Genomic DNA, 12,045 nt, shown 5'->3' on the forward strand with positions numbered 1-12,045 from the left:
TCAGGCGGTCGAATGACCGCCTGGAGATGTTCACTTACGCCTGGTGGCCGTTGATGTAATCAATGGCAGCCTGAACGGTAGTGATTTTCTCAGCTTCTTCGTCCGGAATCTCAGTATCAAACTCTTCTTCCAGAGCCATTACCAGCTCAACGGTGTCAAGAGAATCTGCGCCCAGGTCTTCAACGAAGGAAGCATTGTTGGTTACTTCTTCCTGCTTAACGCCCAGCTGTTCGCCGATAATTTTCTTAACGCGTTCTTCGATAGTGCTCATACTCTTAAATTTCCTATCAAAACTCGCTTTCGCGATGGTTTTCGTAGTGTATAAAATGTTGAAAAATTTGCAACTAAATCCCGGCAGGTCTTACCACGATTTTACGTTATTTTGAGGGCATTCACCCTAATAACGCAAATTTTTTTATCTCGTGGTTAAACCATGTACATCCCGCCGTTGACGTGCAAAGTCTCACCTGTGATGTAACTTGCTTCGTCAGAAGCTAAAAATGCAACCGCACTGGCGATTTCCTGAGCGCCGCCAAGGCGACCCGCAGGAACCTGCGCCAGAATACCCGCACGCTGATCATCAGACAGCGCACGCGTCATGTCCGTTTCAATAAAGCCCGGAGCAACAACGTTTACAGTAATGCCACGAGACGCAACTTCGCGCGCCAGTGATTTACTGAAGCCGATCAGACCCGCTTTCGCCGCAGCGTAGTTAGCCTGACCCGCATTTCCCATGGTACCAACCACAGAACCAATAGTGATAATACGCCCATGACGCTTTTTCATCATAGCTCGCATTACCGCTTTTGACAGACGGAAAACAGATGACAAGTTGGTTTCGATGATATCGTTCCACTCGTCATCTTTCATGCGCATTAACAGGTTATCACGAGTAATCCCGGCATTATTGACCAGGATATCGACTTCACCAAATTCTGCGCGAATATTTCCCAGAACAGATTCGATAGATGCCGGATCGGTCACATTCAACATCAGACCTTTACCATTTGCACCTAAGTAATCGCTAATGGCCTGCGCACCGCTTTCGCTGGTTGCAGTACCGATAACTTTCGCGCCACGGGCAACGAGTGTTTCAGCAATTGCGCGGCCAATGCCACGGCTTGCACCGGTAACCAGCGCGACTTTTCCTTCAAAACTCATGGTCTTCCTCTTTTATTGCTCTAGCGCCGCAGATAATGCCGCCGGCTCATTCATTGCCGAAGCAGTCAGGGTGTCAACAATACGTTTCGTCAAACCGGTCAGAACTTTGCCCGGACCAACTTCATACAGGTGCTCTACGCCCTGGGACGCCATGAATTCAACGGTTTTAGTCCATTGAACCGGGCTGTACAGCTGGCGAACCAGCGCATCGCGAATAGCGTCTGCATCTGTTTCGCACTTCACGTCGACGTTGTTCACAACCGGAACAGTCGGCGCGTTAAAAGTGATTTTTTGCAGTTCAACAGCCAGTTTCTCAGCAGCAGGCTTCATCAGCGCGCAGTGAGAAGGAACGCTGACCGGCAGTGGCAGAGCACGCTTAGCGCCAGCCGCTTTACAGGCTGCACCGGCACGTTCTACGGCTTCTTTATGCCCGGCAATAACCACCTGACCCGGTGAGTTAAAGTTTACCGGTGAAACCACCTGACCTTCGGCAGACTCTTCACACGCTTTAGCGATAGCAGCGTCGTCCAGACCGATAATAGCAGACATGCCGCCAGTGCCTTCCGGTACCGCTTCCTGCATGAATTTGCCACGCAGTTCAACCAGACGTACGGCATCGGCAAAACCGATAACACCCGCACACACCAGCGCAGAGTATTCGCCCAGGCTGTGACCAGCCATCAGCGCAGGTGTTTTACCACCCTGCTGCTGCCATACGCGATAAAGCGCAACAGAGGCAGTCAACAGTGCTGGCTGCGTCTGCCAGGTTTTATTCAGCTCTTCGGCCGGTCCCTGCTGAGTCAACGCCCACAGATCATAGCCCAGCGCAGCTGATGCTTCAGCAAAAGTTTCTTCAACAATTGGGTAGTTTGCTGCCATTTCAGACAACATCCCAACGGTCTGGGAACCCTGCCCCGGGAACACAAATGCAAATTGCGTCATGTTTAAATCCTTATACTAGAAACGAATCAGCGCAGAGCCCCAGGTGAATCCACCACCAAAGGCTTCAAGCAATATCAACTGCCCAGCTTTAATACGCCCGTCGCGGACGGCTTCGTCCAGCGCGCACGGTACGGAGGCCGCGGAGGTATTGCCATGTCTGTCGAGCGTCACGACAACATTATCCATCGACATACCCAGCTTTTTCGCGGTTGCGCTAATAATGCGGAGGTTTGCCTGATGCGGCACCAGCCAGTCCAGTGCAGAACGATCGAGATTATTTGCTTCCAGCGTTTCATCAACGATGTGTGCAAGCTCGGTCACCGCGACTTTAAATACTTCGTTACCCGCCATCGTCAGGTGGATCGGGTTTTCCGGGTTCACGCGATCGGCATTAGGCAGCGTCAACAGTTCGCCATAGCGACCATCAGCGTGCAGATGCGTAGAGAGAATGCCGGGCTCTTCTGATGCGCTCAGTACAACCGCACCTGCGCCATCGCCGAAAATAATGATCGTCCCGCGATCGGTTGGATCACAGGTACGAGCGAGTACATCTGAGCCAATCACCAGAGCATGCTTCACTGCGCCAGACTTAACGTACTGGTCGGCAACGCTCAGGGCGTAGGTGAAACCGGCACAAGCGGCTGCAACGTCAAACGCCGGACAGCCTTTGATCCCCAGCATACTTTGGATCTGGCATGCCGCACTTGGAAATGCGTGTGTGGATGATGTGGTGGCAACCACAATCAGACCAATTTGTTCTTTGTCGATGCCCGCCATTTCAATTGCACGGTTTGCGGCGGCAAAGCCCATCGTCGCAACTGTTTCATTTGGCGCTGCAATATGGCGTTCACGGATACCTGTGCGAGTGACGATCCACTCATCAGATGTCTCAACCATTTTTTCCAAATCGGCGTTAGTACGCACTTGTTCAGGCAGATAGCTGCCAGTACCAATAATCTTCGTATACATGTACGCTCAGTCACTTTTTGGTTATATACCGCCACGAGCAAATCGCTGATACGTTGGCAGCATTCACAAACGCACCGTTATCTGTGTGCTCGCGAGTTTGCGTTTTCGCCACCGTCCAGCAGTTCGAATCCAGCTGGGTATACAGATTCCAGGCGAGCGGCAATTCGCTGAGGAACTTGTCGCTGCACCGCCTGCACTGCCTGTTCAATCGCGACTTCAAATGCTCGCTGATTGGCCGCACCATGACTCTTAATCACCGTGCCGCGCAATCCTAACAGACAGGCGCCATTATACTGGTCGGGGTTGAGGTGACTAAATCGCCTTGTCAGGCTTTTTTGTAACCAACGTTTTAATAACAGCAGCCACCACGACCGTTTTTTGCCCTCACCCTGAAACTTCAGCAGTGAAAGGAACATTCTGACAACACCTTCCATCGTCTTTAATGTGACATTACCTGTAAAGCCGTCACAGACCAACACATCAGTTTTGCCAGTCAGTAACTCATTGGCTTCAAGATAGCCGATATAATTGATAGAAGGGATTGTTTTTAGCACTGCAGAAGCATCCCGAATACTGTCGAGACCCTTGGTTTCTTCTTCACCGATATTGAGCAACGCAACACGGGGATTGGCAATTCCAACCACCTCTTCTGCCAGCACGGAACCCATGACGGCAAATTGCACCAACATCGTGCTATCACAATCCACGTTGGCACCCAAATCCAGCACCACCGTTTTGCCCTTTTGCTGATGGGGTAAAACCGTCACCAGCGCAGGACGCTCAATCCCCTCAAGGGGTTTGAGCAATAACTTCGCAAGTCCCATTAGCGCGCCTGTATTGCCGGCGCTCACACAGGCTTCCGCTCGACCTTCTTTCACGAGCTCCAGGGCAACGCGCATTGAGCTTCCACGACTGGCGCGAATAGCTTGCGAGGGCCGGGCATCACTGGCAATAACTGACTGAGCAGGGATAATCTGCAGACGTGAACGTTGTTCGAAGTCAGCTTTGGCAAGTAATGGCGTGATTGTATCGGGATCCCCGACTAAAAGAAGTGTGAGTTGCGAATTAGAATTCAGTGCCTGCAATGCTGCAGGCACTGTCACGGTAGGGCCAAAGTCTCCCCCCATGACATCTAACGCCAGGGTTAGACGTGTCAAGGTATCGTCGCTGCCCGGTTAGGTGTTTCCCCAGTTACCCGGGGAAAGCCTCACTAAGCTTCATCACGCGTGTACTCTTTGTCTTTCTCACCGTAGCAGGAAAGTCATTGAGTCATGCGTGATTACTTAGCGATTACCTTACGGCCACGGTAAAAACCGTCGGCAGTGATGTGGTGACGCAGGTGTTGTTCACCAGAAGTTTTGTCTACAGACAGGCTGGTGACTGCGGTCAGAGCGTCATGAGAACGACGCATGCCACGTTTGGAACGGGTTGGTTTATTCTGTTGTACGGCCATGGACCTTACTCCTCAATTACTTACGCTTTAAGCTGGCTAATACGGCAAATGGGTTTGGTTTTTGCGCTTCATCAGGCAATTCGCCAAAGACCATGTCCGCCTCGGACACTTCACAGTGTTCAGAATCATGCACCGGAACTACCGGCAAGGAGAGGATAATCTCATCTTCAACCATTGCAAGCAGATCGATTTCACCGAATTCGTTAACCTCAATCGGCTCATACGCTTCCGGGAGTGCTTCAGCCTGCTCGTCAGAACGGACAGGACTAAAACAATATGTTGTGTGAACATGAAGTGGGAACGGTTTCCCGCAACGCTGACATTCGAGCGTAACCGACACTTTTGCATCACCGGTTATAACGGCAAGGCGCTGGTTATCGATAGCGAACGACATGGAGCATTCCACATCACTGTCCACACTGACTACAGAATCGGCGACACGCTCAACCAGATCAGAAGTATAGATACCTTCATAATCGAGGCGTTTCTGAGCCGTACGAACCGGATCAAGAGTCAGGGGTAATTTTACCTTTTGCATAGGGCGCGCATATTAACTTTGTAACGTCATATAGTCAAAGAAAAAGGCAGCCTGTGGTTGCCTTTTGCCAATAATTCGCACACATTGCGGGTCATCGACTTAAAATCGCTCAACACAAGCCATTACAGCCAGCTTGTAGGACGAAGTCCATAGTTTAAAATGGCTCTCATCAATACGCTATATGCGAGGGAAAAAATATGCCTCAACTTATTCTTGCTTCTACCTCTCCCTGGCGTCGCGCTTTACTAGAAAAACTGGCAATCCCGTTCGAATGCGCAGCACCAGAGGTTGATGAAACGCCGTTACCGGGCGAAGCCCCCCGCCACTTAGTCTTGCGACTGGCGCAGAAAAAAGCGCAATCTCTCGCCCTCCGTTATCCATCGCACCTTATTATTGGTTCCGATCAAATTTGTGTTCTCGATGGTGAAATAACCGGCAAACCGTTAACAGAAGAAAATGCACGCCAGCAGTTACTCAAAGCCCGTGGCAATATTGTGACGTTTTATACCGGACTGGCGCTGTATAATTCTGCGACCGGACATTTACAAACTGAAGTTGAACCGTTCGACGTGCATTTTCGTCATTTAAGCGAAACGGAAATTGAAGATTACGTGCGCAAAGAGCGCCCGCTGCATTGTGCCGGTAGTTTTAAAAGCGAAGGATTGGGCATTGCACTTTTTGAGCGCCTGGAAGGCCGCGACCCAAATACCTTAATCGGTTTGCCGCTAATCGCACTGTGTCAAATGCTGCGACGAGAAGATATGAACCCGTTAAAAGCCTGACGGGTTAACGGTTGTACAGGCCTAATCCTGTAGGCCTGATAGGCACAGCGCCTTCAGGCCTACAGGTAATGCGCGATAATATCAATGCGCATCAGCCTTTACTGCGTAACACCTCGAGGCAGCGCTTCAACTGCTTATCCATTGGCGCTTCAATACGCATTACTTCACCCGTCCCAGGATGAGTAAATTTCAACGCTGCGGCGTGCAAAAAGAGCCTGCTCAGCCCGGTATCCGCCAGTTGCTTATCGAACTCACGATCGCCATAGCGGTCGTCAAAGGCAATCGGATGTCCGGCATATTGTGTATGCACGCGAATCTGGTGCGTGCGTCCGGTCACGGGACTGCAGCGCACAAGCGTAGCAAACGCGTAACGCTCTTCCACTTTAAAGCGTGTTTCCGATGGTTTGCCTTCCTGATTCACCCGCACGATACGCTCGCCGCTTTGCAGAATATTCTTTAACAGCGGGGCCTGCACGGTTTTGACATGCGACTGCCACTGGCCGCGTACCAACGCGAGGTAGTCTTTCTGCATGCCTTTTTCACGCAGTTGTTCATGCAACGAACGCAAGGCAGATCGTTTTTTGGCCACCAGCAGCACGCCGGAGGTATCCCGGTCGAGGCGATGCACCAGCTCAAGGAAACGCGCTTCCGGGCGCAGCGCTCGTAAGCCTTCAATGACGCCAAAGCTTAACCCGCTTCCACCATGCACGGCCGTACCTGAAGGCTTGTTAAGCACCAGAATGTGGTCATCTTCATATAAAATGACATCGGTCAGCGCCGCGACCTTCTGCAAATTTGGTGAAATGGCCTCTTCTTCACGTTCAGCGACACGTACAGGTGGAATACGCACAATGTCCCCGTCTTCGAGTTTGTACTCGGGTTTAATGCGTTTTTTGTTCACCCGCACTTCGCCTTTACGCAAAATGCGATAAATCATACTTTTCGGCACGCCCTTGAGCTGGGTGCGCAAAAAGTTGTCGATGCGTTGCCCTGCTTCGTCGGCAGTAATGGCAACTGTTTTTACGGCTGGAGTCTCTGTTTTCATGGGGGCCGATTTTAAATAGCCATCAAGATTCGCGCCACACATTTTTCTATGCTTATATTAACTGCTATACCTTATTACTTAAGTTTGACATAGCCGATTTGGTGGTTATTAAAGCAATCACTACGCGGAAGTGAAAAAACTGTGAGTAACCGGGTGATAAATGGCAAAAGTCATCTTGCTATAACAAGGTTAGCAGTGGAATAATGAGGTTGTTTCCGTGTTGAATCTTGTTAAAACAAGACCTTTTCCGGAATGACCCAATTTTGCCCGACCGATCATCAACGCAGCAATGGCGTAAGACGTATTGATCTTTCAGGCAGTTAGCGGGCTGCGGGTTGCAGTCCTTACCGGTAAGTGCTCTATAGATTTCGCGTTGTAGGAAGGCGGCAAGTCTGGGAACCCCAGGTGCTTACTCCTGTAAGTGGTTGGGGTAAGAAGATGAAGCCAACGCACCCACAGCGTGAAAGACGATAAGCACGATGGAAGCTTCTCTGGAGAGTAACACCCAGACTGTTCCCCTGATAATTGCGCTGTGTTTCCGTATGAAATACAGGCAACCGACACTCTGCGCCTCTTTGAGCTGACGATAACCGTGAGGTTGGCGACGCGAATAGACACGAGGCCATCGGTTCACACCCGGAAAGGCATTACTCTGCCCGCAGCTTAGTCGTCAATGTAAGAATAATGAGTAAGTTACGATGAAAAGAATGTTAATTAACGCGACTCAGCAGGAAGAGTTGCGTGTCGCCCTTGTAGATGGGCAGCGTCTGTACGATCTGGATATCGAAAGTCCTGGACACGAACAGAAAAAAGCCAACATCTATAAAGGCAAAATTACCCGTATTGAACCGAGTCTGGAAGCTGCTTTTGTTGATTACGGCGCTGAACGTCACGGTTTCCTCCCGTTAAAAGAAATTGCCCGCGAATACTTCCCCGCTAGCTACAACTCCCATGGTCGTCCCAACATTAAAGACGTGTTGCGCGAAGGTCAGGAAGTCATTGTTCAGATCGATAAAGAAGAACGCGGCAATAAAGGTGCTGCGCTGACCACTTTTATCAGCCTGGCAGGTAGTTATCTGGTTCTGATGCCGAACAACCCGCGCGCGGGCGGCATCTCCCGTCGCATTGAAGGCGACGACCGTACCGAATTAAAAGAAGCGCTGGCAAGCCTGGAACTGCCTGATGGCATGGGGCTTATCGTGCGTACCGCAGGTGTCGGCAAATCTGCCGAAGCGCTGCAGTGGGACCTGAGTTTCCGCCTGAAGCACTGGGAAGCGATTCAAAAAGCCGCTGACAGCCGCCCTGCTCCGTTCCTGATCCATCAGGAAAGCAACGTTATCGTTCGCGCATTCCGTGACTATTTACGTCAGGACATCGGCGAAATCCTCATCGACAACCCGAAAGTTATGGAGATGGCGCGTCAGCACATCGCCGCGCTGGGTCGTCCGGATTTCAGCAGCAAAATCAAACTGTACACCGGTGAAATTCCGCTGTTCAGCCACTATCAAATCGAATCTCAAATTGAGTCCGCGTTCCAGCGCGAAGTGCGTCTGCCGTCCGGCGGCTCAATCGTTATCGACAGCACAGAAGCGCTGACCGCTATCGATATCAACTCCGCACGCGCGACCCGCGGCGGCGACATCGAAGAAACTGCGTTCAACACCAACCTTGAAGCAGCCGATGAAATTGCTCGTCAGCTGCGTCTGCGCGACCTCGGCGGCCTGATTGTAATCGACTTCATTGATATGACGCCGGTTCGTCACCAGCGTGCGGTTGAAAACCGTCTGCGTGAAGCCGTGCGCCAGGACAGAGCGCGTATTCAGATCAGCCATATTTCTCGCTTCGGCCTGCTGGAGATGTCCCGCCAGCGTCTGAGCCCGTCGCTGGGTGAATCCAGCCATCACGTATGCCCACGCTGCTCCGGCACGGGTACCGTACGTGATAACGAATCACTGTCGCTGTCTATTCTGCGTCTGATCGAAGAAGAAGCGCTGAAAGAAAATACGCAGGAAGTTCACGCTATTGTTCCTGTGCCGATCGCATCCTACCTGCTCAACGAAAAACGTACCGCGGTAAATGCCATCGAGACGCGTCAGAATGGCGTGCGCTGTGTGATTGTGCCAAACGATCAGATGGAAACCCCGCATTACTCCGTGCTGCGCGTACGCAAAGGGGAAGAAACACCAACCCTGAGCTATCTGCTGCCGAAACTGCATGAAGAAGCGATGGCATTGCCGACGGAAGAAGAGTTCGTCGAGCGTAAACAGCCAGAGCAGCCGGCATTGGCCACCTTTGCTATGCCAGAGGTGCCGCCAGCCCCTGCTTTGCAGGAACCTACTGCGAAGGCCGCCGCGCCTAAAGCCGCAGCAGCGACCGCGGCCGTCGCCGCACAGCCAGGTTTGATTAGCCGTTTCTTCAGCGCACTGAAGTCCATCTTCAGCGGTAGCGAAGAAGTGAAACCGGTTGAACAACCTGCGCCGAAAGCTGAAGAGAAAACCGATCGCCAGCAGGATCGTCGTAAACCGCGTCAGAACAATCGTCGCGACCGTAACGATCGTCGTGATAATCGCGACAACCGTGGCGAGCGTGATAACCGTAACGAGCGTTCAGAAAGCGGCGAAAACCGTGAAGATAACCGCCGTAACCGCCGTCAGTCGCAGCAGCAAAATGCGGAAGCGCGCGATAACCGCCAGCAGTCTACTGAGGTCGCCGACAAAGCGAAATCCGGTGATGACCAGCAGGCTCCGCGTCGCGAGCGCAACCGCCGTCGCAACGATGATAAGCGTCAGGCGCAGCAGGAAGTTAAAGAGCTGAACCTGGCAGAACAACCTGCGCAGGATAACGAGCAGGAAGAGCGCGTTCGTCAGCCTCAGACTCGCCGTAAACAGCGTCAGCTGACTCAGAAAGTTCGTTACACAGACAGCCCGGCTGTTGAAGCCGAAGTCGCTACTGCCGAGGTGGTCGCTGAAACGGCTGTCGCTCAACCAACTGAACAGCCCGTACCGGCACAGCGTACTGAACTGGCGAAAGTTGATCTCCCTGCCGTCGTTGCGACTGAGCAGGAAGACAACAGCGAAGCGCGTGACTCTAATGGTATGCCGCGTCGTTCCCGTCGCTCACCTCGCCATCTGCGCGTCAGTGGACAGCGTCGTCGTCGCTATCGTGACGAGCGTTACCCGGTTCAGTCGCCTATGCCGTTAACGGTTGCCTGCGCATCTCCAGAATTAGCGTCCGGTAAAGTCTGGATCCGCTACCCTGTTGCTCGTCCTCAGGATCAGCAGGTTGCAGAGCAGCGCGAGCAGGAAACGGTTCAGGGGCAAACTGCACCTGTCGCCGTAGAGCCTCAGGTTGCTGCAGCTGCCGTTGAGCATATTGTGAACGCCCCTGCGTCGGTTGAAACCGTACAGCCAGAGGTGGTCATTGCTGAACCTCAGGCTACCGTCGTTGAAACCACCCATCCGGAAGTCATCGCTACTCCGGTCGAGGAACAACCGCAAATTATCGCTGAATCTGACGCGTCTGTTGCTGAGGATACCGCGGCGAAAGCCGAACCTGTCGCTGAAATAGTGGCTGCGCCGGTTGTCGAAGAATCTGCGGAGGTTGTTATTTCTCAGCCTGAAGTGGCTGAAGAGATTGCCGAGGTTGTGGAAACAGCGCCAGTGGTTGAAGAAGTTGCCGCGCCGCAAGAGGTTGTTGCAGCACCTGTCGTCGAAGACGCAGTCGCTAAGGCTGAAGTTGTCGCAACCCGCGTTGACGCAGAACATCTTCACAGCCACGCGGCCGCCCCGATGACCCGTGCTCCGGCACCAGAGTATGTGCCTGAAGCGCCGCGTCATAGTGACTGGCAACGCCCGGAATTCACCTTTGAAGGTAAAGGTGCCGCAGGTGGACACAGCGCCACGCACCAGGCGACTGCGCCAGCAACGCGCCCGCAGCCCGTTGAGTAAGTAATAATCAACATCAAAGCCGACCTTCGGGTCGGCTTTTTTTTATCTCTGCTCTACACACTGACAAACTGAGAAGGCGTGGTTACGCTGGCAATCTTTAGCGGTGCTATTGCGCGGGTAATAAGATTAACGGGGAATCTGTCGCTGAGAAAATAACAGTGGCCTAAAAAAATGCCCGCTCCGGGGTGTTAAAGGAGCGGGCAGACAAACATATCCAGTTTCAAGATATGTTCAAAGTGTGTTACCGGTTCAGCTGAAATAGCGACATTCCCTGCATATCGGTAAACGTTTTGTACGATGCCTGCAGTGCGGCCTGCTGCATCACGTAGGACGAAATCGCTGCGTTCCAGTCAACATCCACCAGATTGCTCATCTGCTGAGTCTGGCCCAATGCGCGATCGGCGCCCAGTGAATCCAGTGAACTTAACTCGCTGAGCTGAGTCCCTAATTCTGCACGAACAGAAAGCACGTTATTCAGTGAATTTTTCAGGCCACGACTGGTTTTATCAATGGCTGCAGAGGCGGTAGCTTTTGCCGCGTCATTGCCCTCAATCGGGGTTTTGAGCGCATCAATAGCGGTATCCAGCATTTTGAACAGGTTCTTTTCCTGAGTACCGCCGCCTGGTTCCGGTACGGCATTGCTGGTCAGATTAACAAATACTTTATCGCCAGTATGACCAATAACCATGGTACGGGAGGCATCGACCTGCTGGGTCACATTTGTTGTACCGCCGCTGTAAGCGCCATCTGCCTGAGCAAACGGTGCAGATTCTGTTTTGTATCCACCAAAAATATAGCGCCCATTACCGTCGGTGCTGTTCGCCAGGTTCATCAGTTGATCGCGGATCCCCTGCAGGTCGGTGGCCAGCGATGCACGGTCGTCATCGCTTAACGTGCCGTTCGCGGCATAGACAATTTTTTCCTGCGCGGTCTGAATTGCCGTCGTTACCTGACTCAGTACGTTCTCTTCCAGCGACACTTTTTGCGTCGCAAATGAACGCGCCAGCGTATATTGGCTGTTCTGCGCCTGTGCTTGAGAAAGCACCACGGCCTGCGAGGCGGCGATCGGATCGTCAGATGGGTTGATCACACGTTTGCCCGTTGACATCTGCTCGCCGAACTTCATCCATTCAGCCTGAGAGTTAGTGATGCCACGCATATTCTGCTGGTACATCATCTGGGTGCTGATACGCATTGTGTCCCTCTCC

At 52.3% G+C, this 12,045-nt stretch carries 11 protein-coding genes; 2 read left to right on the top strand and 9 right to left on the bottom strand.

The window, feature by feature from the left end:
- Positions 1 to 34 precede the first annotated feature (34 nt).
- The 7 genes from acpP to yceD form a co-directional block, all read right to left on the bottom strand.
- A complete protein-coding gene (gene acpP / locus HV243_RS15670; protein WP_000103754.1) occupies positions 35 to 271 on the bottom strand; it encodes an acyl carrier protein in 237 nt (78 codons plus the stop codon).
- Positions 272 to 426: 155 nt separating this feature from the next.
- Entirely contained in the window at positions 427 to 1,161 is a 735-nt protein-coding gene (fabG, locus tag HV243_RS15675; protein WP_016152641.1) for a 3-oxoacyl-ACP reductase FabG, read from the bottom strand.
- Positions 1,162 to 1,173: 12 nt separating this feature from the next.
- Entirely contained in the window at positions 1,174 to 2,103 is a 930-nt protein-coding gene (gene fabD / locus HV243_RS15680) for an ACP S-malonyltransferase (protein ID WP_046274754.1), read from the bottom strand.
- A 15-nt stretch (positions 2,104 to 2,118) separates the two neighbouring features.
- On the bottom strand, positions 2,119 to 3,072 hold the full coding sequence (fabH, locus tag HV243_RS15685; protein WP_181603853.1) for a beta-ketoacyl-ACP synthase III: 954 nt from the start codon (positions 3,070 to 3,072) through the stop codon (positions 2,119 to 2,121).
- A gap of 77 nt (positions 3,073 to 3,149) precedes the next feature.
- A complete protein-coding gene (gene plsX, locus HV243_RS15690) occupies positions 3,150 to 4,229 on the bottom strand; it encodes a phosphate acyltransferase PlsX (protein ID WP_072161016.1) in 1,080 nt (359 codons plus the stop codon).
- Between the two features lie 122 nt (positions 4,230 to 4,351).
- On the bottom strand, positions 4,352 to 4,525 hold the full coding sequence (gene rpmF / locus HV243_RS15695; protein ID WP_003036242.1) for a 50S ribosomal protein L32: 174 nt from the start codon (positions 4,523 to 4,525) through the stop codon (positions 4,352 to 4,354).
- A 16-nt stretch (positions 4,526 to 4,541) separates the two neighbouring features.
- A complete protein-coding gene (gene yceD, locus HV243_RS15700) occupies positions 4,542 to 5,063 on the bottom strand; it encodes a 23S rRNA accumulation protein YceD (protein ID WP_003036239.1) in 522 nt (173 codons plus the stop codon).
- A 197-nt stretch (positions 5,064 to 5,260) separates the two neighbouring features.
- On the opposite strand from yceD, the gene HV243_RS15705 reads away from it, so the two are divergent.
- Positions 5,261 to 5,845, top strand: coding sequence for a nucleoside triphosphate pyrophosphatase (locus tag HV243_RS15705; protein ID WP_049269915.1), 585 nt, complete (start codon positions 5,261 to 5,263; stop codon positions 5,843 to 5,845).
- Positions 5,846 to 5,936: 91 nt separating this feature from the next.
- Here the strand turns inward: HV243_RS15705 and rluC are convergent, their stop codons facing one another.
- Positions 5,937 to 6,890, bottom strand: coding sequence for a 23S rRNA pseudouridine(955/2504/2580) synthase RluC (gene rluC / locus HV243_RS15710; protein ID WP_049259723.1), 954 nt, complete (start codon positions 6,888 to 6,890; stop codon positions 5,937 to 5,939).
- 698 nt (positions 6,891 to 7,588) lie between these two features.
- Between rluC and rne the strand changes: the two genes are divergently transcribed.
- A complete protein-coding gene (rne, locus tag HV243_RS15715) occupies positions 7,589 to 10,837 on the top strand; it encodes a ribonuclease E (protein ID WP_053388819.1) in 3,249 nt (1,082 codons plus the stop codon).
- A gap of 241 nt (positions 10,838 to 11,078) precedes the next feature.
- Here the strand turns inward: rne and flgL are convergent, their stop codons facing one another.
- Positions 11,079 to 12,032 carry a flagellar hook-associated protein FlgL gene (gene flgL / locus HV243_RS15720; RefSeq protein ID WP_016152634.1) on the bottom strand — a complete coding sequence of 318 codons (954 nt, stop codon included), beginning with the start codon at positions 12,030 to 12,032 and terminating at the stop codon, positions 11,079 to 11,081.
- Between the last annotated feature and the right edge of the window lie 13 nt (positions 12,033 to 12,045).

Origin of the sequence: Citrobacter sp. RHBSTW-00599, from assembly GCF_013784065.1 — a bacterium.
In the GTDB taxonomy this organism is placed as follows: domain Bacteria; phylum Pseudomonadota; class Gammaproteobacteria; order Enterobacterales; family Enterobacteriaceae; genus Citrobacter; species Citrobacter braakii.

Coding starts and splice junctions, on each gene's coding strand:
- yceD (WP_003036239.1), bottom strand. CDS start 5,063: ATGCAAAAGGTAAAATTACCCCTGACTCTTGATCCGGTTCGTACGGCT.
- rpmF (WP_003036242.1), bottom strand. CDS start 4,525: ATGGCCGTACAACAGAATAAACCAACCCGTTCCAAACGTGGCATGCGT.
- flgL (WP_016152634.1), bottom strand. CDS start 12,032: ATGCGTATCAGCACCCAGATGATGTACCAGCAGAATATGCGTGGCATC.
- HV243_RS15705 (WP_049269915.1), top strand. CDS start 5,261: ATGCCTCAACTTATTCTTGCTTCTACCTCTCCCTGGCGTCGCGCTTTA.
- fabH (WP_181603853.1), bottom strand. CDS start 3,072: ATGTATACGAAGATTATTGGTACTGGCAGCTATCTGCCTGAACAAGTG.
- rluC (WP_049259723.1), bottom strand. CDS start 6,890: ATGAAAACAGAGACTCCAGCCGTAAAAACAGTTGCCATTACTGCCGAC.
- fabG (WP_016152641.1), bottom strand. CDS start 1,161: ATGAGTTTTGAAGGAAAAGTCGCGCTGGTTACCGGTGCAAGCCGTGGC.
- fabD (WP_046274754.1), bottom strand. CDS start 2,103: ATGACGCAATTTGCATTTGTGTTCCCGGGGCAGGGTTCCCAGACCGTT.
- rne (WP_053388819.1), top strand. CDS start 7,589: ATGAAAAGAATGTTAATTAACGCGACTCAGCAGGAAGAGTTGCGTGTC.
- acpP (WP_000103754.1), bottom strand. CDS start 271: ATGAGCACTATCGAAGAACGCGTTAAGAAAATTATCGGCGAACAGCTG.